This window comes from Wenyingzhuangia aestuarii (assembly GCF_011927765.1).
In the GTDB taxonomy this organism is placed as follows: Bacteria; Bacteroidota; Bacteroidia; order Flavobacteriales; family Flavobacteriaceae; genus Wenyingzhuangia; species Wenyingzhuangia aestuarii.
The window spans coordinates 143,956-166,733 of record NZ_JAATJG010000001.1; the positions used below are offsets into that span (position 1 = coordinate 143,956).

Consider the following 22,778-nt stretch of genomic DNA (forward strand, 5'->3'; position numbering starts at 1 on the left):
GAAAAGGTGCTATTTTGGTAGCACCTTTTTTAAAATAGTTATTTATGCAATTATTTGTAAAAAGAAATATTACACTACTATTAGTAATATTAGTAATGGGGCTAGGTTATAGCCAAGATTTTAAAAATATTAGAATACAATCTCACAACGATTATCTACAAAAAACACCTTTTTGGACTGCTTATACAAGCGGATTAAATTTACTAGAGGCTGATGTGTTTTTAGAAAAAGGACAATTGTTTATTGCTCACACATCTAAAGAAATTAACAAGGTAAAAACATTAGAGGCTTTGTATTTAAAGCCCTTAAATCAGTTGGCAAGTACAGCAGAAGACTTGCATAAAGATTTGTTTTTAATGATTGACGTAAAGTCTGAAGCGCTAGCAACTTTAGAGGCAATTATTAAAAATTTAAAAGAATACCCTCAGGTAATTCATCATCCACATATTAAAATTGTAATTTCTGGTAATAGGCCAAATTCAGATAGCTATCACCAATATCCTTCTTTTATTTCTTTTGATTATCAAGAAATAGAAACAACATTGTCCGCTAAAAATTTGGCAAAGGTAGATATGATAAGTGTAGATTTTAAAAAATACACAGAATGGAACGGAAAAGGTAGATTAACCCATGCTGATTATGACAAGGTAACAGCAGTAATTAACCAAGCAAAAAAGTTTCAAAAGCCTTTCCGTTTTTGGGGAACCCCAGATTCTAAAACAGCATGGAGAACTTTTTTAGAATTAGGAGTAGATGTTATTAATACAGATCAACCTAAAAAATGTGCAACTTATGTTTCTAGTTTAAAGCACAGAACGGTACAGGCAAAAATTTCATCAGAAGTTTACAAACCAACTTTTAAATACGATAAGGCTAAAGGAAAAATTAAAAACATTATTTTATTAATTGGTGATGGTAATGGATTGTCTCAAATATCATCAGCAACTTTAGCAAATAGTGGAGCTTTAACCTTAACACAGCTTAAAAATATTGGATTGATTAAAACTCAAGCAGCAGATGATTTTACTACCGACTCTGCAGCTGCAGGAACAGCTTTGGCTACTGGAAAAAAAACAAATAACAGAGCTATTGGAACAGATGTGCATGGAAATGCTTTAAAAAATATTACCGAAATTTTACATCAAAAAGGATTTGCTACCGGAGTTATTACTACCGATGAAATTACAGGAGCAACACCTTCTGCTTTCTATGCACATCAAAAAGATAGGTCTGAAAAAGATAAGATAGCAAAGGATTTGGTACAGAGTAAATTAGATTTTTTTGCAGGTGGTGGTTCTAAAACTTTTGAAAATTTAGGTATAGAAAAATCTTTTAGTGTGGTGAATTCTGTAGCAGAACTAACTACATCAAAAGCCAAAAGAACAGGATTGTTTTTTTCAGAAAAAGGAGTGTCATCTATCCTTACAGGTAGAGGAAACTTATTGGCAGAAACTACCAAAGCAGGATTACAATTTTTAAAAAAGAAAGAAAAACCTTTTTTCTTAATGGTAGAAGCTGCTCAAATAGACAGTTTTGGTCATGCTAACAACACAGAAGGAATTGTGTTAGAGGGAATAGATTTTGATCGAGCAATTACTGAAGCTATTCAATTTGCCGATGAAAACAAAGGAACGTTGGTAATTGTAACTGCAGATCATGAAACATCTGGTTTTGGTGTTGCTAGTGGTAGTGTAGAACATCATTCAATAGAAGGAGGTTTTATTACCCACGATCATACAGGGAGCATGGTGCCTATTTTTGCATATGGTCCACAAGCAAACAGGTTTTCGGGAGTTTATGAAAACAACGAGGTGTTTGAAAAAATAATAGAAAGTTTAAAATAATTTTTTTTGAGTTTTGTTAAATAGCGTTAGCGGCTTGGTTTTTAAAAACCACAGTCGCTTTCTATTTTTACAAGGCTATAAGTTTTTTAGCAATTTTTAAAAGATCGGTTTCACTAATTTCTGGCATTGGAGCTAAGGGATATAATTGTTGTCCAGGTCTGTTAATAAAAGCGGCTCTAAATCCTGCCCACATTGCACCGGCAACATCCCAACCATGTGCTGCAATTAGCATACAATCTTTGGGTTCTGCTTTCAGTTTTTTTGCAGCCCAATAATATACTTCTGTCTCGGGTTTATACTTTCCAAATTCTTCTACACTTAGTTGCTGCTCAAATAAGTGAGTTAGGCCTGCGTTTTTAAATTGGGAACGCATTCCTTTTATAGAGGAGTTGGATAAAGCAATCATTATATAGCCAGCTTTTTTTAAAAGTCTAAGTGCTTCTATTGCTTCTGGGTGTGGAAGCAGATTGCTAAAATTTTTCAGAACCTCTCTTGTTTCCTCTGTAGATAGGTTTATGTTGTGGTTTTTTGCAACCATTTGCAAAGCTGCAGCACCAATGTTACTAAAATCTGTAAACTGTTTGCTGGCTGTGGTTACTAAAGAATAATGCAACATGGTGGAAAACCATAAAGGCAATAAATCTTCTCTACCGTTTAAAGCTTTACCTACATGTTTTTTCATAGAGCTTAAATCTAACAGTGATTCGTTTACATCAAAAAATAAAACTTTAGGTCTTTGGCTGTGTTGCATCTTATTTGTTTTTTTAAAAAGATAAAAAGGATTGCTTTTAAAACAAACAATCCTTTTAACTATTAATTATTTTTTAGACCAAGCAAAACCTTGGAAAGGTGCATCTACTGGAGTATTTGCAATGTGGTTGGTGTAGTTGCTAATTACTTTTTGAGACAATCCTAAAATAATTTCTAAGACTTGTTGCTCTCCATACCCAGCTGCATAAAATGCTTCTAAATCTTCTTGAGAAACGTGTCCACGATTTCTTACAATTGTTAAAGTCATAGTACGTAAAGCTTCTAGCTTAGCATCTGCAAGTGGAGTTTCGTTACGTAATGCTTCTGTAATTTCATCATCAACTTTCATCATTTTTGCAATTCCTGTGTGTGCAGGTACACAGTAGTGACAAGCGTGTTCTACATTAATAGTTTGCCAAACTACGGTTAACTCATCTTCGTTAAAAGAAGTTTCGGTAAACAATTCGTGTAAAGTTTGGTATGCCTCAAAAATTTTTGGTGCTCCTGCTAATACTCCGTGTAAACCAGGAATCATTCCGTAAGCTTTTTGAGATTTTTCTATGAAGGGTTTACTTGCTTCCGGTGCTGTTTCTAGGTTGTGAATTTTTAAAGTTGTCATAATTTTTTATTTATGGTTTTATTTTTAAATTTATTATCTAAGCAATTGCTTAGTTTTGTTGTAAAAAAAAAGTTACAGGTTTAAAAAAGTAACTTCTATAATATCTTCTAATTGATTTTGATTAAAAACTTTAGATGCTATGGAAAGTCCTAAAAGACTATTCATTAAATAATCAGCTTGTTTTTCTATAATTGTGTTGTCCTTTGAGTCGTCTTGTTTTAAATTACTTACAAATAAATCTCTAATTTCATTTGCAAACTTTTTTAATTCGGTCATAATAATCTCGTCAGAATCTTCTTTAATTTCGTTTACAGTATTAGTAACCAAACACCCTTTACATAAAGAACCTTCTTTAGAGAATTCTAAAAAATCAGAAAAGTATTGTTGTATGCCAGCTACACCATTGTTAGATTTTCTTAGCTTATCTTTAATAATATTAATTTGCGTTTTGTAGTATTTAATGCTTTCTAAAAACACCCCTTGTTTGTTTTTAAAACTAGCATAAATGGAAAATTGATTAATTCCCATTTCCTTTTCTAGCATACGAACAGAAGTAGCTTCATAGCCATTTCTCCAAAACAGCCCCATTGCTTTTTGAATTACCTCTTCTTCGTTATATTGTTTTTTACGTGCCATTGTTTTTAAACTACAACACAAAGCTAAGCAATAGCTTAGAAATAAAAAACTTTCTTTAAAAAAGAATTTTAGGGTTTTGGGTGATGAATTTTCTAGATTTAAGGAGTTTTTTAATGAAGTTAAAACAGTATTATTGAAGAATGGTTTCATTATTTGCAAAAAAAATCCATTAAAGGCCATCTCTATTTAAGAATAGTCAAAAAAAATCGATTCTTTTTGCTCGATGAATACAAATGGTATCTTTGCCTTATAAATTATTGAATATGGGTTATACAAAAAAAGAATTAGAAGCTTTAGAATATCACGAAAAGCCTCAACCGGGTAAAATTAAAGTGGTGCCTACAAAAAAGTATGCAACACAAAGAGATTTAGCCTTGGCTTATTCTCCTGGAGTAGCGGTGCCATGTTTGGCGATAGAAAAGAACCCAGAGGATGCTTATAAGTATACATCTAAGGGGAATTTAGTAGCTGTAATTTCTAACGGAACAGCGGTTCTTGGATTAGGAGATATTGGTGCTTTAGCTGGAAAACCAGTAATGGAAGGAAAAGGATTGTTATTTAAAATATTTGCAGATATAGATGTTTTTGATATTGAATTAGATACCAAAGATGTTGATAAATTTGTTGAAACAGTTAAAATGATTGCTCCAACTTTTGGAGGTATCAACTTGGAAGATATCAAAGCTCCTGAAGCATTTGAGATTGAAAGAAGATTAAAAGAGGAATTAGACATTCCTGTAATGCATGATGATCAGCACGGTACAGCAATTATATCTGCGGCTGCATTAAAAAATGCAATAGAAATTACAGAAAAAGACATTACTAAAGTAAGAGTAGTAGTAAATGGAGCAGGAGCTGCAGCTATTTCTTGTACAAAATTATACAAAGCATTAGGAGTTTCTGAAAATAACATCTTAATGTGCGATAGTAAAGGAGTAATTACTACTAAGCGTGAAGATTTAAACGAGCAAAAGAAAGAATTTGCTGTAGATACAGAGTTTACAACTTTGGAAGAAGCAATTAACGGTGCCGATGTATTTATTGGTTTATCTGTTGCCGGAGCGTTAACACCAGAAATGTTAAAGACTATGGCACCAGATCCTATTGTGTTTGCTATGGCAAATCCAACACCAGAAATAGATTATGATCTTGCGGTGGCTACTCGTCAAGATGTAATTATGGCTACAGGTCGTTCTGATTATCCTAACCAAGTAAACAACGTTTTAGGTTTTCCATTTATTTTTAGAGGAGCTTTAGATGTTAGAGCTACTGGAATTAACGAGGAAATGAAAATGGCTGCTGTACATGCATTGGCAGACATGGCTAAGAAAAATGTACCAGAGCAAGTAAACATTGTGTATGGTGAAAAGAACTTACAGTATGGTAGACAATACATTATTCCAAAACCTTTTGATCCAAGATTAATTTACGAATTGCCACCAGCTATTGCAAAAGCAGCAATGGATAGCGGTATTGCTAAAAAACCAATTAAAGATTGGGATGCTTATGTACACGAATTAATGGAGCGTTCTGGTTCTGGAAGTAAGTTTGAGCGTATGTTGGTAAGTCGTTCTCAAAAAGATCCTAAGCGAGTTGTATTCCCAGAAGCGGAACACTTAAATGTGTTAAAAGCAGCTCAAATTGTTTCTGATGAAGGAATAGCAAAACCTATTTTATTAGGAAATGTAGAATTGATTAAAACCTTAAAAGAAGAAATTGGTTTTGAGGCTGAGGTTGAAATTATTGATCCTAAAAGCGATGAGTATAAAGATAAAGTAAACGCTTACGCAGAAAAATATTGGGAAAAACGTCAACGTAAAGGAATTCGTTTATTAGATGCACAAAAGCATATGATAACACGTAACTACTTTGCTGCAATGATGGTAAACGTAGGAGAAGCAGATGCTATGGTGTCTGGATATTCTAGAAATTATCCTTCTACAGTAAAACCAATTTTTGAAACGATTGGTAAAAGACCAGAAGCATCAAGAATTGCAGCTGCCAATATTATGATTACTTCTAAAGGACCTTTAATTTTTACCGATACAACGGTAAATATAGATCCTAGTTCAGAAGTTTTAGCAAACATTGCAGAATTAGCAAGTGGAATGGCAAAAATATTTGCAATAGAACCACATATAGCTATGTTGTCTTACACTAACTTTGGAGGTGTAGAGAGTACAGGAGTTGCTAAAGTGCAAAAAGCAGTTGAAATTTTAAAAACAAAAAGACCAGACTTAAATGTAGACGGTCCTATTCAGGCAGATTTTGCTTTGAACCATGATTTATTAGAAAAACAATTTTCTTTTTCTGATTTGGTTGGAAAAGAAACTAATACATTTATTTTTCCTAGTTTAGATGCAGCAAATATTTCTTACAAAATGATTAAGGAATTAACAGATGCTACATCAATTGGACCTGTGTTAATGGGGCTTAATAAACCAGCACATGTTGTTCAGTTAGGTGCAAGTGTAGAAGAAATTGTAAACATTACTGCCGTTGCAGTAATTGATGCACAAAACCAATAATTAATGATTACCCATTTAAAAGGTAAACTTGTTGAAAAAAATCCTACCTATGCCATTGTGGAATGCAATGGTGTAGGTTATTTTTTAAATATATCGTTACATACCTATTCTCAAATTCCAGATAGTGAGTTGGTCACTTTGTATACCCAACTAATTGTAAAAGAAGATTCTCATACTTTGTATGGGTTTACATCTACGTTGGAAAGAGAAATTTTTAAACTGTTAATTTCAGTTTCCGGTATAGGACCAAGTATTGCAAGAACTATGCTTTCTTCTTTATCAACGGAAGAAATACAAAAAGCGTTGGCTACAGAAAACGTAGCAGTCATTCAATCTGTAAAAGGAATTGGTGCCAAAACGGCTCAAAAAGTAATTATTGAGCTAAAAGATAAAATCGTAAAAACATACGATATGGAAGAAACTTCTGCTTTTGTAAACAATAGTGCAAAAGAAGAAGCGTTATCTGCTTTAGAGGTTTTAGGATTTGTGAAGAGACAAGCAGAAAAAGTAGTAACTTCAATTTTAAAGGAAACTCCAGATTTAAGTGTCGAAAAACTAATCAAACTAGCTCTTAAAAAACTATAACTAACTTGAAAAAGTGTTTTCAAATAATTCTATTATTCTTTTTTGTCGTATCTATTGGATATGGTCAAGAAAAGGAAAAAGACACACTTAATTTAGAAGAAGAAAAACATACTTTTTCATTTGATAATACTACAGAAGGGGTTTTATATTTAAAAAATCCAACTGAAAAAAAAATAGAATACGATCCTACTATTGGTCGTTATATTGTTAGAGAAACTATTGGGAACACAAGTTTTACCACTCCCAAATATTTAACAGAAGAAGAGTACAAAGAGTATCGATTAAAACAAGATGTTCAAAATTACTTTAAAGCCAAAACAGCGGCTATAGAAGGTAAAAAGAAAGATGCCCAAGAAGCACAAAAAGACTTGTTGCCTACCATGTATGTAAACAATAGGTTTTTTGAAACCTTGTTTGGAGGTACAGAAATTAAATTGGTGCCAAGAGGTTCGGTAACTATGCGTTTTGGTGTTTTGTATCAAAATATTGAAAATCCGTTACTTTCTGAAGAGAACAGAAGTAGTTTTACACCAGAGTTTGATCAGCAAATTAGAGCCAATTTAACTGCAAAAGTTGGAGAGCGTTTAAATGCAGATATTAATTACGATACACAATCTACATTTTCATTTCAAAACCAATTAAAATTAGATTTTGAACCTGGTGAAGATGACTTAATTAGAAAATTAGAAGTTGGTAATATCAATATGGATATTAAAAACAATCTAATAACAGGTTCGCAAAGTTTGTTTGGGGTTAAAGCACAGTTGCAATTTGGTGCTACTACGGTAACAGGAGTGTTTTCTCAGCAACAATCACAAGCAAAAAATATTATTGCAGAAGGTGGTTCTGCCTTAACAGAATTTGAATTAAGAACCACACAATACGATAACAATCGACATTTTTTTATAGCACAATATTTTAGAAATAATTACAATACTGCTTTGGCAGAATTGCCATTAATAAATTCGGCTGTACAAATTACAAAGTTAGAAGTTTGGGTAACCAACAGAAATACCAATACACAAGATGTAAGAAATATTGTTGGTTTGGTAGATTTAGGAGAATCGGGAACCGATAAATATGATAACTCTAAATCTAATATTTCTAACAACACAGTAACAGAAACTCCCATAAACCCTCAGTTTATACCCGATAACAAAGCCAATAGTTTAAGTCAGTACATAGGAACCGATAAAACACAGTTAAGAGATGTAGAAAATGTTCCTACACAGTTGTCAGGTTTTGAACAGGGTAGAGAATATGCAGTTGTGGAAAATGCTAGAAAACTAAATGCTAGTGAATTTACATACAATCAACAATTAGGGTTTATTTCTTTGAATTCTAGATTAAACGATGGTGATGTATTGGCTGTAGCGTTTGAATATACCTATAGAGGAGAAGCTTATAGAGTTGGAGAATTGTCTACAGATGGTATAGAAAGTGATAAAAATATTGTTGTAAAATTGGTAAGACCTCAATTAATTAATACAGAAGATGTTGTCTTTAATTTATTGATGAAAAACGTTTATAGTATTGGAGCTTACAATTTAGACAAAGAAGGTTTTGTTTTTAATTTATTGTATAGAGATGATGCTACAGGGCAAGCAACTAACAATTTACTAGGTTCTAGTGAGGATGATATTAAAAAAAGAACCATTTTAAACTTAACCAATTTAGATAGGTTAGATGCAAACAACAATTTAACTAGAGATGTAACAGGTAAAGACTATCAAACAGGAGATGGTTTTTTTGATTTTATTGATGGATTAACGGTAGACACTAAAAACGGATCTATTATTTTTCCGCTAATAGAACCTTTTGGTAGAGATTTAGAAAGCTTATTAAGCAATCAGGCAGATAGAGATAAATATGTTTTTAAGGAACTCTATACCACAACAGCATCTGTAGCAGAAAATGATTATCAGAAAAAAGATAAATTTTTAGTTCAAGGACAATACTCATCTAGCACAAGCGATGGAATTTCTTTAGGAGCTTTTAATGTGCCAAGAGGATCTGTTACCGTAACAGCAGGAGGAATTGTTTTGGTAGAAGGAATAGATTATACGGTAGATTATTTTGCTGGAAAAGTAAAAATCATCAATCCTTCTATAGAATCATCAGGACAAGCTATTAATGTTTCTTTAGAAAATAATACCTTCTTTAATCAGCAACAAAAAACATTTGTAGGAGTAGATGTAGAACATAAGTTTAGTGATAATTTTGTGTTAGGGGCTACTTATTTAAACATTAAAGAACAACCTATTAGTAATAAAGTTCAGTTAGGGCAAGACCCTGTAAATAACTCTATGTATGGGTTAAATGTTAATTACAGTTCAGAAGTTCCTGTGCTTACAGACTTGGTAAACTATTTACCTAATATAGATACCGATGCTCCTTCTAATATTTCTGTAAGAGGAGATTTTGCCTATTTAAGACCCAACACTCCATCTAGTATAGATATTGGAGGAGAAGCTACTACGTATTTAGATGATTTTGAAGGAGCTCAAATTCCAATTAATTTAGGAACAGCACAAAACTGGTCTTTATCAAGTGCTCCTGTCGGTTTTGATGGACGAGATTTTGGAGCTAATAATAGCAATAGCTTAGAGTATGGTAAAAAACGTGCAAAATTAGCTTGGTATACTATAGATCAATTATTTTATACCGGTTCTAGTTTAAAACCTCAAAATATAGATCCAGATGAATTGTCTAGGGCTGAGGTGAGACCTGTGCAAAGTGAAGAGTTGTTTCCGGAAAGAAATTTAGATGTTACACAAAGAACCAATTTACAAACGTTTGATTTAAGTTACTATCCAAACGAGCGTGGTCCTTATAACTATACTCCAATTACAAATCCATCAAAACCTAGCGAATTAACAAATCCCGAAGATAAATGGGCGGGAATTACAAGAGGTTTGGTGGTTACAGATTTTCAACGTTCTAACATTCAATATGTAGAGTTCTGGGTGCAAAATCCGTATGAGAATTACAGTATTACAAATAACGAGGGAATTGTTACCAATCCAAACCCTACCAATCAGAAAGGAACTTTGTACTTAAACCTAGGAAGTATTTCTGAAGATATTTTAAAAGATAATAGAAAGGTTTTTGAAAACGGTTTGCCAGAAAATGGAGATACTACAACAGGGGTAGATGAAACTGTTGTGGCAAATATTCCTACAGAAAAATCGTTATTATATGCTTTTGATCAAGGTGATGATACTCGTAGAAATCAAGATGTGGGTTATGATGGAATGAGCGATGCCGAAGAGAAAACTAGGTTTCCAGATTTAGGAAGTTTAGCCGATCCATCATCAGACAACTTCCGATTTTTTAGAAGTACACAATATGATTCTGAAAATGCTTCTATCTTAAAAAGATATAAAGATTATAACAACACACAAGGAAACTCACCAACGGCAGCATTGTCTCAAGAGTCTTATCCTACATCTGCAACTAACAATCCCGATGTTGAAGATGCCGATAGAGATCAGACCATGAATACCATTGATTCTTATTGGCAATACAAGGTAGATTTGTCTCAGAATAACCTAAATAAAACAACCAATGAGTTTATTGTTGATGAAAGAACCACAACAGTTACTTTAGAAAATAATACAGAAAAGCAATTTAAGTGGTATTTGTTTAGAGTACCTATTGCTGCAGGAGAATCTATAGGGGGAATTAATAGTTTTCAGTCTATTCGTTTTATGCGTATGTTCCTAACCGATTTTGAAATTCCGGTAACTCTTCGTTTTGCAGATTTTCAAATTGTAAGAGGAGATTGGAGAATTTACGATAAAGTAATAGATCAGAATGATAATTTATCAGATAGAGGGACCGAAAATTTACTAGAAACAGGAGTTGTAAATATTGAAGAGAACGAAAATAGAGTTCCAGTAAACTATATTTTACCTCCTACCATTAGTAGAGAAGCTTTACAAGGAACATCTAATGTACTACAACAGAATGAGCAGTCTTTAACAGTAAAGGTTGATAAACTAGAGCAAAACAACACTATTGGGGTTTATAAAAATATAAATGTAGATATGCGAATGTTTAAGCGTTTAAAAATGTTTATTCATGCCGAAGAAATTTTACAAAACACTGTTGATGATGATGATTTAGTTGCGGTAATAAGATTAGGGAGCGATACTAATGACAACTACTATCAAATAGAAGTGCCGTTAACCATGACGGATATTCCTAATTTTGGAACAGGTAACGCTTTAAATGCAAGAGCTGTTTGGCCAGAAAATAATGATTTAGATATTTCTTTATTAGATTTAACCAAGGTAAAGCTAGATAGAGATAAACAAGGACAATCAGTTACTGCTATTTATCCAGAGCAAACGACTATAGATAATTCACAAACGGTTCTTAGAGTTAAGGGAAATCCTAATTTATCCAATGTTAGAACTATCTTTTTAGGAATTAAAAATTTAGATGCTACTCAAAAATCTGCTGAAATTTGGTTTAACGAACTAAGAATGTCTGGTTTTGATAATCAGGGAGGATGGGCTACAAAAATTTCTGCAGATGCTACCATTGCAGATTTTGCAAAAATTGCCGTAAACGGAGGTTATCAGTCTATTGGTTTTGGTAGTATTGATCAGAGCATAAGCGAAAGGAGTCAAGAAGAAATTAAAAACTACAGTGTTAATACTACTGTAAATGCAGGACAATTATTACCTAACAATTGGAATGTTAGAATTCCAGTAAACTATACCATTTCCGAAGAAATTAGAACTCCTAAGTTTGATCCAAAGTATGAAGATGTTTTGGCTAAAGATGCTATAGAACAAGGTGTGGCTGCAGAAAGTATTGATATTAGAACTAAGCGTAGAAGTATTAGTTTAATTAATGTTAAAAAAGAAAGATCAGAAGCTACTTTAAGAAAACCTCAAATCTACGATGTAGAAAACTTTAGTATGTCTTATAGCTATAGCGATGCGACTAATGAAAGTTATGTAATTGAAAAAGATATTAGTCAAAATGTAAATGCATCTGCTAATTATGCTTTTAAATTTAAGCAAATAGAAGTAAAACCTTTAGAAAATATTCCATTCTTAAAGAGTAAAAACTTAAGTCTTTTAAGAGATTTTAATTTTAATTTATTGCCATCAGATATTTCGGTAAACAGCTCTATTAAAAGAAACTATAGCGAGTATAAGTCTAGAGATTTATCAGAAGTAGCAGGGCTTGATATTCCAACTTTAAAGCAACGTAACTTTATGTTTGATTGGGATTATAGAATTGGATATCAACTAACCGATGCAATCAATCTAAACTTTAACGCAAGTAATAATTATATTTATGATACGTTTGAGCAAGATGCGCAAACAGAAGAAGAGTTAGATAGAATAGATTTATATTCTAACTTTTTTAATGTGGGTAGACCTAACAATTACACACAAAACTTAACAGCAACTTATAAAATACCTATTAATAAAATTCCTTTGTTAAGTTTTATAAATGCAGATTATTCCTACACAGGTAACTTTAATTGGAGAGCTGCTTCGCCAGATTTTGTAGAAAAAGTGGGGAATACCATTCAGAACGGAAATACACACAATGTATCTACCAATTTAAACTTCTCTAAATTATATTCAGAAATAGGATTAAAAAAACTGTTTTCATCATCTCCTAAAAAAAGAATGCCATCACCAGGAAAAACAAAGAAAAAATCGGGAACGGTTGGGGATTTTGTATACGGAGTACTTAGTTCTATTAAAACAGGTAGAGTTAGTTATAATAAAAATAGAAGTAGTTCTTTAGATGGTTACGTGCCAGAAATAGGGTTTTTAGGAAGAAATAAATACAACGGAGGGTATGCACCAAGTTTGGGGTATGTATTTGGTCAGCAAACTGATATTGTGAAAAGTGCTGTGCAAAACGGATGGTTGTTAGGAAGGTCTGGAGCTACAGATGATGTTGTTTATAATAAGAATTACAATCAAACAGAGTTTACAAGCTTAAATTACGATATTACCTTAAAGCCTATACAAGATTTAAATATTCAGTTAACGGGTAGCAGAAGTTATTCTGATACAGAACAACAGCAAATAGATTATATAACGGGGAGTAATGATATTGAAAGTGCTCAGGTAAATAAATCGGGAAATTATAATATATCTTATTCGTTAATTAAAACAGCCATGGGAAGTGACCCTGATGCTTTATTTAACACGTTTGTTACCAACAGAGCAAAAGTGGTTACGCAAGTGTATCCTGGAGGAGATGTTACTTCTGATCAAGCGTTAAATAGTCAAGAAGTTTTAATTCACTCGTTCTTAGCAGCATATAGCGGAACAGATGTGGTTTCGTCTAACAAAACCATTTTTAAGAAAATGCCACTCCCAAATTGGAATATTACTTACAGGGGATTAATGCGATTAGATTTTATTAAAAAGAACTTTAGCAACTTTACCTTGTCACACGGATACAATTCATCGTATACCATTAGTAATTTTTCAAATAACTTAAATTCAGACACTTCAAATCCGTATCAATCAAGTTTAATTTATTCTGGAATTACCTTAATAGATGCATTTTCCCCACTAATTAAATTAGATGTTAAGTTTAAAAGCTCTTTGTCTTTTAGAGGGACTATCAATACCAATAGAACTTTGTCTTTAAACTTAAATAATACTACGCTTTCCGAAATTAATGGAAATGAATATGTGTTTGGAATAGGGTATAGATTTAAAGATGTAAAAATTAAAACTCGTTTTTTAAGAAAACAAACTACTCTAAAAGGAGATATTAACATAAAGGCAGATGTGTCTTATAAAACCGATATTACGAATATAAGAAGTATAGATACTCTAACCAGTCAACCGGTGGGAGGACAAAATTTATTCGGAATTAAAGTTGCAGCAGATTATAATTTAAGTCGTAATTTTACGGCATCATTGTACTACGATCAAAATGTAGCTAGCTATGCTATCTCAACATTGTATCCAAGACAATCAGTAAATACAGGATTAAGTTTAGTATATAACCTAGGAAACTAAAAAAATAAAGAATGAATTTTCCAGAAGAATTAAAGTACACAAAAGATCACGAGTGGGTAAGAGTAGAAGGTGATGTAGTTGTTATTGGTATTACAGATTTTGCTCAGAGCGAATTGGGTGACATTGTTTATGTTGATGTTGATACCTTAGATGAAACAATAGAAGCTAATGAAGTATTTGGGTCGGTAGAGGCTGTAAAAACAGTGTCTGACTTATTTATGCCAATTACTGGTGAAGTTGTTGAGTTTAACGATGAATTAGAAGATGAACCTGAAGTAGTAAATGATGATCCATACGGAAAAGGATGGATGATTAAGGTAAAGGCAGATAATATAGAAGACGTACAAGACTTATTAGATGCTACAGCGTATAAAAAACTTATTGGAGCATAATAGCTTATTAATAGCTATTGCAAGTAGTCTTCTAATATTAGTGTTAAGTTTAATAAGTATGGAAGGAGTTCCTAACTTTAAATATAACTACACAGACAAATTTGAACATGCATTTGCGTATGCATTTATGTCATTTTTTTGGATGCTATCTTGTCAATTAGGCAAAATAAAATTAAAATTTTTGCATTTAATTTTAATTATTATCCTCTATGGTATAGTAATTGAAGTTTTACAAGCGAGTCTAACCGTAAGTAGAACAGGTGATTTGCTTGATGTTATGGCAAATTCCATAGGAGTAATTTTAGGCTATGTTATTTTAAGATTACTTCGTCGTTTATATTTGCAAGTCTGATTCTAATTTCGTTATTTTAGCAAACTAAAATTCAATTGAACTGAATAAAAATGGAAGTTAAAAAGAATCCCAAATCTAATCTTGAAAATTTTAGTAAGGTATTTACTTTGCTTGGATTGGTATTAGCGCTGTATATAGTCTATGTGGCTATAGAGCATAAAACCTATGACAGGGTTGTAGATGAACTACAATCGGTAACCTTACAATCTGATGATGTGGAGGACATGGTCTTGACACAAATCAAACCACCATCTGCACCGCCACCACCGCCACCGCCACCGCCGCCACCACCATCTCCGGAGAAATTTGAGAAGGTTGAGGATGACGTTGAAATTGAAGAAGTAGTAATTCAAACTACGGAAGCAGAGGTTGACGACATTGTTGAAATTGAACAAATTGAATATAGCGATGAAGCTGAAGAGGTAACTTATGAAGATGTCCCTTTTGCTGCAATTCAAAATCCAGCAATTTTTCCTGGATGTGAAAAAGCTAAAGACAAAAAAGCTTGTTTTAGTGAAAAAGTAAACAAGCACATTAGTAAAAATTTTGATACTGGTTTAGCTGATGAATTAGGACTTTCAGGAGTTCAAAGATTGGCAGCAATGTTTAAAATTGATACTAACGGGAAAGTAACGGATGTTAGAGTAAGATCTAAGAGTCCAGAGTTACAAAAAGAATTTGAGAAGGCTTTAAAGTCATTACCTCAAATGGTTCCTGCAAGTCAAAATGGTAGAAAAGTAAACTTATTATTTGCTTTACCTCTAGTGTTTAGAGTAGAATAGTAAGAATTTATAAAAGTTTAAAAAGGACAACTACATAGTTGTCCTTTTTTTGTGAAAAAAAACAATGTGAATTTCTTTTTTGGCACGTACTTTGTGAAAGGTATAGTATAAGATTTAAATTTAGTTTTAGATTATAGTTTTTCATAGTTTTAGTTTATAAACTCCTTGTAAAAAGTTAGTTGCTTTTACAAGGAGTTTTTTTGTGGAATTTAATAGCATATGCGCATTGCTTTAAGTTGGTAAGTATTTGTTACCTTTGCAAAAACAATGTTTAACTAAATTAATATAGCATGCAACTGTATAATAAGTTAAGCGCAGAAGAACGTGCGCAACTAATAGACGAAGCTGGAAAAGACCGTCTTACTATTTCTTTTTACCAATATCATCATATTGGAAATCCTCAAGTTTTTAGAGATCACTTGTTTATTGAGTGGGATAAAATAGATGTTTTAGGAAGAACCTATGTAGCTAAAGAAGGTATTAATGCTCAAATTTCTATACCCGCAGATCGATTTAATGAATTTAAAGCACATTTAGATAGTATTGTGTTTTTAAAAGATATTCGTTTAAATGTAGCTATTGAGCAAGACAATAAATCTTTTTTAAAGTTAAAAGTTAAGGTTAGAGACAAAATTGTGGCCGACGGATTAAATGATGATTTGTTTGATGTAACTAATAAAGGTGTGCATTTAGATGCTGAAGCATTTAATAAAATGCTAGAAGATCCAAACACTATTTGTGTAGATATGCGTAATCACTACGAAAGTGAAATTGGTCATTTTGATGGAGCTATTACACCAGATGTAGATACGTTTAGAGACTCTTTGGATATTATTGAGGCAGATTTAAAAGATCATAAAGAAGATAAGAATTTGTTAATGTATTGTACAGGAGGTATTCGTTGCGAAAAAGCAAGTGCTTATTACAAATACAAAGGTTTTCAAAATGTTTTTCAACTAGAAGGAGGAATTATAGAATATACTCGTCAGGTAAACGAAAAAGGAATTGAAAACAAGTTTAAAGGAAAAAACTTTGTGTTTGATCATAGGAAATCAGAGAGAATATCAGATGATGTAATTTCTAATTGCCATCAATGTGGAGAAGCTTGTGATACACACGTGAATTGTGCCAATGAAGCTTGTCATTTGTTGTTTATTCAATGCGATTCTTGTAAAGAGAAAATGGACGAATGTTGTTCTGATGCTTGTAAAGAAATAAATGCACTGTCATACGAAGAGCAAAAAGAGTTGCGTAAAGGGAAATCTAACAGCAATAAAATCTTTAAAAAAGGACGTTCAGAAGTTTTAAAGTTTAAGAAGTAGGCAGATGAACAAGATTGAATTAATGGCTCCTGCTGGTAGTTTTGAATCGTTACAAGCGGCTTTAGATAATGGGTGTGATTCTATTTATTTTGGTGTTGAGCAGTTAAATATGCGTGCTCGTGCTTCTGTTAATTTTACTTTAGATGATTTAGAAGAAATTTCTAAACGTTGTACAGCTAAGAATGTCCGTTCTTACTTAACGCTAAACACCATTGTTTACGATCATGATTTATCGATTGTTAAAACATTAATCAAAAGGGCAAAAGAAGCAAGTATTACAGCAGTTATTTGTATGGATCAAGCTGTAATTGCTATGGCAAGAGCCGAAGGAATGGAGGTTCATATTTCTACACAAATTAACATTACAAATATTGAGACTGTTAAGTTTTATGCAATGTTTGCTGATACAATTGTGTTGAGTAGAGAATTAAGTCTACGTCAGGTAAAGAGTATTACAGATCAAATAGAGAAAGAAGAAATTAAAGGGCCTTCTGGAAGATTGGTGGAAATAGAAATTTTTGGACACGGAGCTTTATGTATGGCTGTATCGGGTAAGTGTTACATGAGTTTACATTCTGCCAATTCATCAGCAAACAGAGGAGCTTGTAAACAAAATTGTAGAAAAAAATACACGGTTATAGATCAGGAAACTGGTTTTGAAATGGAGTTGGATAATGAATACATTATGTCTCCAAAAGATTTGTGTACCATTGATTTCTTGGATGATATTGCTGAAGCAGGAATTAAAGTGCTTAAAATTGAAGGTAGAGGACGAGCTCCAGAATATGTAGCTAGAGTAATTAAATGCTATAGAGAGGCCATTGATAGTCTAGAAGCTGGGACTTTTGACAAAGAAAAAGTAATTTCTTGGATGCAAGAGTTAGAGAAAGTTTACAACAGAGGTTTTTGGAGTGGATATTATTTAGGTCAAAAACTAGGAGAGTGGAGCAAGGGTTCAGGGTCTCATGCCACTCAGAAAAAAGTTTATCTAGGAAAAGGAATGCATTATTTTCCTAAAGCTAATGTGGGTGAATTTAAAATTGAAGCCTATGATATTACTGTTGGAGATACCATTTTAATTACAGGTCCAACAACAGGGGCCAAAGAAATGGAAGTAAAAGAGTTGTATGTTAACCAAACATCTTCTCAAAAAGCATCCAAAGGAGATAGTTGTACCTTAAAATTGGATTTTAGAATTCGTCCTTCAGATAAGTTGTATAAAATTGTCGAAAATACAGTAGAAGCATAATGGTAGTTATTACATTACAGCGCAATAAATGTATAGGATGTAATTATTGTGTAGAATTAGCTCCAGGACAATTCCAAATGTCTAAAAAAGATGGAAAATCGGTATTGTTGCATGCGCAAGAAAAAAAAGGATTTTTTACCCTTAAGTCTCCAGACGAAACTATTTATGATGTAGCTGTGGAGGCAAAAAAAGCATGTCCGGTAAAAATAATAGCAGTAAAACAGATGTAATGATAGATAGTCTAGCTTTGTGCTTTACTTTCTGTTAATTAAGTTATATCTTTAAAAATTGATAGAAAAAGACCAACTAAAATATTGGTTTTTGATGAATTACGAATCCTACACGAAAGTGTGATAATATATAAAACATATGAGCTGTACTAGTTGCTCAACTAAAGACGGTGGTGTGCCAAATGGGTGCAAAAGCAACGGAAGTTGTGGTACTGGAAGTTGCGATAAATTAACAGTTTTTGATTGGCTTTCTAACATGGAATTGCCAACAGGTCAAAAACCGTTTGATATTGTTGAAATCCGTTTTAAAAACGGAAGAAAACACTTCTTTAAAAACGAAAAAAACATTCAATTAACAATTGGTGAGGTGGTTGCTGTAGAAGGTAACCCAGGTCACGATATTGGAACAGTTTCTTTAACAGGTGAATTGGTTAAAATTCAAATGAAAAAGAAAAAGGTAGGTGTTGAAAGCGAAGAAGTAAAGAAAATTTACAGAAAAGCTACTCTTAAAGATATTGAAACTTGGGAAGAAGCTAGAAATAGAGAAACCGAAACTCAGAAAAAGGGTAGAGAAATTATTATTAAGTTAGGTCTTAAAATGAAACTTTCTGATGTTGAATATCAGGGAGATGGAAACAAGGCTACTTTTTATTATACGGCAGATGATCGTGTAGATTTTCGTCAATTAATTAGAGAATTGGCATCTGCATTTTCTATTAGAGTAGAAATGAAACAAGTAGGTTTACGTCAAGAAGCTGCCCGTTTAGGTGGAATTGGTTCTTGTGGTAGAGAGTTGTGTTGTTCTACTTGGTTAACAGATTTTAGAAAAGTAAATACGGCAGCTGCTAGATATCAACAATTATCATTAAACCCTCAAAAATTAGCAGGGCAATGTGGTAAATTAAAATGTTGCTTAAATTATGAGTTAGATACGTATTTAGATGCTTTAAAAGGTTTTCCTTCTCCATCTACTATGTTAAAAACGGAAAAAGGCTTAGCTATTTTTATTAAAATGGACATTTTTAAAGAGGTACTTTGGTACACTTATAAAGATGATAAGTCTAAATGGTTTAAGTTAACCTTAACTCAGGTTCAAGAAATTATAGAGGAAAACAAACAAGGAAATTCAGTTGATGGATTAGAAGAGTTTGATGCTGAGAATATTGAAGAAACTAAAATTGATTTTGAAAATGTTGTAGGACAAGATAGTTTAACTCGTTTTGACGAGCCAAAGCGTAAAAACAACAGAAGGAAAAACAATAATCGTTCTAAAAATAAGCCAAGACCTAATACTCCTCAACAAAGACAAACTCCTGCAGCTAAAAAGAGTGCTACTCCAGATGCTAAACAGCCAGTTAAAGAGGGGGCAAATAGACCTGTAAGAAAACCAAATAGAAGAAAGCCTACCAATAAACCTAATGCCAATGGTCCTGCACAAAAAGCAAATCCAAATGCTAAAAATGTAGAACCTGCTAAAGAAGGAGCTAGTACAAATAAGCCTAGACCTAAAAGAAGACCGCAAAAGGCAAAACCACAAAAACCGGAAGGACAACCAACTGCTAACAAGCCACAAGGAGGTGCGCAAGCAAGTTCGGAAAATAAACCGGCTAACAAACCAAAGCGTAGAAATAACAATAGAAAAAGACCAAACAAACCAACTAATGGGCCTGCTAAAAGTGAATAAAATTCTTTTTTGCATAGTGTTGATACTATCTTTTTCTTGTGATCGTTATAAGAAATATGATAGTTATCAAACCCTAGAAAACAAAGTATGGAAAGCTAAGGATTCTGTTTTGTTTAAGGTAGATATAGAAGATATATCAAAGCCTCATCATGTGTTTTTAAATGTTCGTACTGATAATCAATATCAGTACAGAAACTTGTACGTAATTTCTAAAATGACTTTGCCTAGTAAAATTGTAATTCAAGATACTTTGGAATACGAAATGGCAGATGCTTTTGGAAATTGGTTAGGAGAAGGTTTTACTGATGTTAGAAATAACAAACTGTATTTTTTAGAAAACTATACGTTTCCAGAAACAGGAACATATCGCTTTGAGTTTTTCCAAGCAATGAGAAAACGTGGACAGGTAGAAGGAATTCCTGAACTTTTAGGAATTACAGATGTTGGTTTAAGAATAGAAGAATCAAAAAAATAACTTTATAAAAAATGGAGAAGAAAAAAGAATCAAAACCAAACTTTAAGTCTTATTTAAAGATATTTTGGGGACTGTTTTCATTTTCTATACTAAGTATATTTGCTATATTTTTATTAGTAAATATGGGAGCTTTTGGAAAGCTACCAACTTTTGAAGAATTAGAAAGTCCAGAAAAAAACTTTGCAACAGAAATTATTTCTTCTGACGGTGTTACCTTAGGAAAATACTATAGAGAAAATAGAACTCCTGTAAAATTTGAGGATTTACCAGAGAACTTAGTAACAGCTTTAATTGCTACAGAAGACGAACGTTTTTATGAGCATTCTGGAATTGATTTTTATAGTTTGGCCAGAGCAATTGCTAAATTAGGAAAAGGAGGAGGTGGTAGTACCATTACTCAGCAGCTAGCCAAACAACTGTTTACAGAGAATTACGGAACTAGAAACATTGTAAAGCGTATTGGTCAAAAACTAAAAGAATGGGTTATTGCGGTTAAGCTAGAAAAGCAATACACCAAGAACGAGATTATTACCATGTATCTTAATAAGTACGATTTTTTGTACAATGCAATTGGTATTCGTTCTGCTTCAAGAATTTATTTTAACAAAGAACCTAAGGAATTATCGTTAGAAGAATCTGCAATTTTGGTTGGGATGGCAAAAAACCCATCACTATACAATCCTAGAAGATTTCCTACCAATGCCAAAAATAGAAGAAGTACTGTTTTTGGTCAGTTAGAAAGAAATGGAATCATCACAACACAGGAAAAAGATTCTTTAAATAATTTACCAATCAATATTGATTACACTCCAGAAGGACATAGTGATGGACATGCTACTTATTTTAGAGAATATTTAAGAGATTATTTAAAAAAGTGGATCAAAGAAAACCCTAAATCAGACGGAACTTACTACAATATTTATAGAGATGGATTAAAAATTTATGTAACGCTAGATTCTAAAATGCAAGCATATGCAGAGCAAGCAGTTACAGAACATATGTCTAATTTACAGCGTATCTTTTTTAAAGAGCAAAAGAGAAATCCTACGGCTCCTTTTTATGATATCGATAAAAGTCAAGTAGAATCTATTTTGTTTAGAGCTATTAGAACTACTGATAGATATAAAACTTTAAATGAACAGGGTTTAAGTAAAAAAGAAATTCTTAAAAAGTTTAAAGAAAAACGAAAAATGGAAGTTTTTGATTGGAAAAAAGGAAGTAAAGACACGCTAATGTCTCCTTATGATTCTATTAAATATTACAAATCATTTTTACGTTCAGGTTTGTTGGCGGTAGAACCACAAACAGGACATATTAAAGCTTGGGTAGGAGGAATCAATCACAAGTACTTTAAATACGATCACGTAAAACAAGGAAAACGTCAAGTAGGATCTACTTTTAAACCCTTTGTATATGCATCTGCTATCAATCAGTTTAGAATTTCTCCTTGTGAAAAATATCCCAATACACCTTTTACCATTCCAAAAGGAAAATATGATTTATTAGAAGATTGGACTCCTAAAAATGCAGGGGATGAATATGGTGGAGAGTTAACGCTAAAACAAGCTTTGGCAAAATCTGTTAACGTAATTACTGCTAGAATGATTGATAGAGTTGGACCAGAAACAGTGGTTCAATTGGCAAAAAAATCAGGAATTACATCTAACATTCCACCTTATCCATCTATTGCTTTAGGGACTATTGATGCTAGTTTGTATGATATGGTTGGAGCCTATGCCATGTTTGCTAATAAAGGTTTTAGAGTAAACCAAACCATGGTAATGCGTATAGAAGATAAAAACGGTAGCGTTTTACAACGTTTTGTTCCAGCATCTGAAGAAGTAATGAGTGAGGAAGCTGCCTATGCAGTATTAGATTTGCTTAAAGGAGTTACCATGGAGGGATCAGGAGTTCGTTTGCGTGGGAAATGGGGAAAATATCCAGAGAATGTAGCTACAGGTTATCCATATCAATTTACCAATCCAATTGCAGGAAAAACAGGAACTACACAAAATCAATCTGATGGTTGGTTTATGGGAGTTGTCCCAAATTTAGCGGTAGGAGTTTGGACAGGAGGTGAAGAAAGATCTACACACTTTGCCGGAATTACTTACGGACAAGGAGCAAGTATGTCTTTACCTACGTGGGCTTTGTTTATGAAAAAATGTTATGCAGATGAGTCTCTAAATATCAGTCAAGAAGATTTTGAACAACCCGAAGACTTTGGTATAGCAATTGATTGTAATTCGTCCGTAGACGAAGATGGAGAAAGCTCGCTAATTGAAACAAATCCAGATTTTTAAGAATACACGTA

At 32.7% G+C, this 22,778-nt stretch carries 16 protein-coding genes; 13 read left to right on the forward strand and 3 right to left on the reverse strand.

The features are described from left to right. The first annotated feature begins 44 nt into the window (after positions 1 to 44). The gene (locus GGR97_RS00595; protein WP_245229420.1) at positions 45 to 1,844 is read left to right on the forward strand and encodes an alkaline phosphatase; all 1,800 of its coding nucleotides are present in this window, start codon (positions 45 to 47) and stop codon (positions 1,842 to 1,844) included. A gap of 67 nt (positions 1,845 to 1,911) precedes the next feature. Here the strand turns inward: GGR97_RS00595 and GGR97_RS00600 are convergent, their stop codons facing one another. The 3 genes from GGR97_RS00600 to GGR97_RS00610 all read right to left on the reverse strand — a co-directional run bounded on the left by GGR97_RS00600 (position 1,912) and on the right by GGR97_RS00610 (position 3,849). Beyond that, positions 1,912 to 2,595, reverse strand: coding sequence for a haloacid dehalogenase type II (locus tag GGR97_RS00600; RefSeq protein ID WP_167896477.1), 684 nt, complete (start codon positions 2,593 to 2,595; stop codon positions 1,912 to 1,914). A 66-nt stretch (positions 2,596 to 2,661) separates the two neighbouring features. Further along, positions 2,662 to 3,213 carry a carboxymuconolactone decarboxylase family protein gene (locus GGR97_RS00605; protein ID WP_167896478.1) on the reverse strand — a complete coding sequence of 184 codons (552 nt, stop codon included), beginning with the start codon at positions 3,211 to 3,213 and terminating at the stop codon, positions 2,662 to 2,664. A gap of 72 nt (positions 3,214 to 3,285) precedes the next feature. Beyond that, positions 3,286 to 3,849 (reverse strand): TetR/AcrR family transcriptional regulator, encoded by a 564-nt coding sequence (locus GGR97_RS00610; protein ID WP_167896479.1) that lies wholly within the window; start codon positions 3,847 to 3,849, stop codon positions 3,286 to 3,288. 263 nt (positions 3,850 to 4,112) lie between these two features. Here GGR97_RS00610 and GGR97_RS00615 point away from each other — a divergent pair, with 263 nt between their 5' ends. The 12 genes from GGR97_RS00615 to GGR97_RS00670 all read left to right on the forward strand — a co-directional run bounded on the left by GGR97_RS00615 (position 4,113) and on the right by GGR97_RS00670 (position 22,767). Further along, complete coding sequence (locus tag GGR97_RS00615; RefSeq protein ID WP_167896480.1) at positions 4,113 to 6,377, forward strand: NADP-dependent malic enzyme; 2,265 nt, start codon at positions 4,113 to 4,115, stop codon at positions 6,375 to 6,377. Positions 6,378 to 6,380: 3 nt separating this feature from the next. Then, entirely contained in the window at positions 6,381 to 6,962 is a 582-nt protein-coding gene (ruvA, locus tag GGR97_RS00620) for a Holliday junction branch migration protein RuvA (RefSeq protein WP_167896481.1), read from the forward strand. Positions 6,963 to 6,967: 5 nt separating this feature from the next. Next, positions 6,968 to 13,978, forward strand: a complete 7,011-nt coding sequence (gene sov, locus GGR97_RS00625) for a T9SS outer membrane translocon Sov/SprA (protein WP_167896482.1) — start codon at positions 6,968 to 6,970, stop codon at positions 13,976 to 13,978. 11 nt (positions 13,979 to 13,989) lie between these two features. Beyond that, complete coding sequence (gene gcvH / locus GGR97_RS00630) at positions 13,990 to 14,370, forward strand: glycine cleavage system protein GcvH (protein ID WP_167896483.1); 381 nt, start codon at positions 13,990 to 13,992, stop codon at positions 14,368 to 14,370. Positions 14,371 to 14,428: 58 nt separating this feature from the next. Next, positions 14,429 to 14,722 (forward strand): VanZ family protein, encoded by a 294-nt coding sequence (locus GGR97_RS00635; RefSeq protein WP_167896484.1) that lies wholly within the window; start codon positions 14,429 to 14,431, stop codon positions 14,720 to 14,722. Positions 14,723 to 14,772: 50 nt separating this feature from the next. Beyond that, complete coding sequence (locus tag GGR97_RS00640; RefSeq protein ID WP_167896485.1) at positions 14,773 to 15,504, forward strand: energy transducer TonB; 732 nt, start codon at positions 14,773 to 14,775, stop codon at positions 15,502 to 15,504. 290 nt (positions 15,505 to 15,794) lie between these two features. Further along, a complete protein-coding gene (gene trhO / locus GGR97_RS00645) occupies positions 15,795 to 16,826 on the forward strand; it encodes an oxygen-dependent tRNA uridine(34) hydroxylase TrhO (RefSeq protein ID WP_167896486.1) in 1,032 nt (343 codons plus the stop codon). Between the two features lie 4 nt (positions 16,827 to 16,830). Then, the gene (locus GGR97_RS00650; RefSeq protein WP_167896487.1) at positions 16,831 to 18,075 is read left to right on the forward strand and encodes a peptidase U32 family protein; all 1,245 of its coding nucleotides are present in this window, start codon (positions 16,831 to 16,833) and stop codon (positions 18,073 to 18,075) included. Continuing rightward, positions 18,075 to 18,305 (forward strand): ferredoxin, encoded by a 231-nt coding sequence (locus GGR97_RS00655; RefSeq protein WP_167896488.1) that lies wholly within the window; start codon positions 18,075 to 18,077, stop codon positions 18,303 to 18,305. The genes GGR97_RS00650 and GGR97_RS00655 overlap by 1 nt, the downstream gene beginning before the upstream one ends. Before the next feature lie 139 nt (positions 18,306 to 18,444). Continuing rightward, positions 18,445 to 19,989: a PSP1 domain-containing protein gene (gene ricT / locus GGR97_RS00660; RefSeq protein WP_167896489.1), complete on the forward strand. Its 1,545-nt coding sequence runs from the start codon at positions 18,445 to 18,447 to the stop codon at positions 19,987 to 19,989. Next, positions 19,982 to 20,464 (forward strand): gliding motility lipoprotein GldH, encoded by a 483-nt coding sequence (locus GGR97_RS00665; RefSeq protein ID WP_167896490.1) that lies wholly within the window; start codon positions 19,982 to 19,984, stop codon positions 20,462 to 20,464. The genes ricT and GGR97_RS00665 overlap by 8 nt, the downstream gene beginning before the upstream one ends. 11 nt (positions 20,465 to 20,475) lie before the next feature. Next, positions 20,476 to 22,767: a transglycosylase domain-containing protein gene (locus GGR97_RS00670; RefSeq protein WP_167896491.1), complete on the forward strand. Its 2,292-nt coding sequence runs from the start codon at positions 20,476 to 20,478 to the stop codon at positions 22,765 to 22,767. Positions 22,768 to 22,778 lie beyond the last annotated feature (11 nt).

What these genes read in the sequence shown, in the direction of transcription:
- GGR97_RS00595 (WP_245229420.1), top strand. Translation starts at nt 45, where the DNA reads ATGCAATTATTTGTAAAAAGAAATATTACACTACTATTAGTAATATTA.
- GGR97_RS00600 (WP_167896477.1), bottom strand. Translation starts at nt 2,595, where the DNA reads ATGCAACACAGCCAAAGACCTAAAGTTTTATTTTTTGATGTAAACGAA.
- GGR97_RS00605 (WP_167896478.1), bottom strand. Translation starts at nt 3,213, where the DNA reads ATGACAACTTTAAAAATTCACAACCTAGAAACAGCACCGGAAGCAAGT.
- GGR97_RS00610 (WP_167896479.1), bottom strand. Translation starts at nt 3,849, where the DNA reads ATGGCACGTAAAAAACAATATAACGAAGAAGAGGTAATTCAAAAAGCA.
- GGR97_RS00615 (WP_167896480.1), top strand. Translation starts at nt 4,113, where the DNA reads ATGGGTTATACAAAAAAAGAATTAGAAGCTTTAGAATATCACGAAAAG.
- ruvA (WP_167896481.1), top strand. Translation starts at nt 6,381, where the DNA reads ATGATTACCCATTTAAAAGGTAAACTTGTTGAAAAAAATCCTACCTAT.
- gcvH (WP_167896483.1), top strand. Translation starts at nt 13,990, where the DNA reads ATGAATTTTCCAGAAGAATTAAAGTACACAAAAGATCACGAGTGGGTA.
- GGR97_RS00635 (WP_167896484.1), top strand. Translation starts at nt 14,429, where the DNA reads ATGGAAGGAGTTCCTAACTTTAAATATAACTACACAGACAAATTTGAA.
- GGR97_RS00640 (WP_167896485.1), top strand. Translation starts at nt 14,773, where the DNA reads ATGGAAGTTAAAAAGAATCCCAAATCTAATCTTGAAAATTTTAGTAAG.
- trhO (WP_167896486.1), top strand. Translation starts at nt 15,795, where the DNA reads ATGCAACTGTATAATAAGTTAAGCGCAGAAGAACGTGCGCAACTAATA.
- GGR97_RS00650 (WP_167896487.1), top strand. Translation starts at nt 16,831, where the DNA reads ATGAACAAGATTGAATTAATGGCTCCTGCTGGTAGTTTTGAATCGTTA.
- GGR97_RS00655 (WP_167896488.1), top strand. Translation starts at nt 18,075, where the DNA reads ATGGTAGTTATTACATTACAGCGCAATAAATGTATAGGATGTAATTAT.
- ricT (WP_167896489.1), top strand. Translation starts at nt 18,445, where the DNA reads ATGAGCTGTACTAGTTGCTCAACTAAAGACGGTGGTGTGCCAAATGGG.
- GGR97_RS00670 (WP_167896491.1), top strand. Translation starts at nt 20,476, where the DNA reads ATGGAGAAGAAAAAAGAATCAAAACCAAACTTTAAGTCTTATTTAAAG.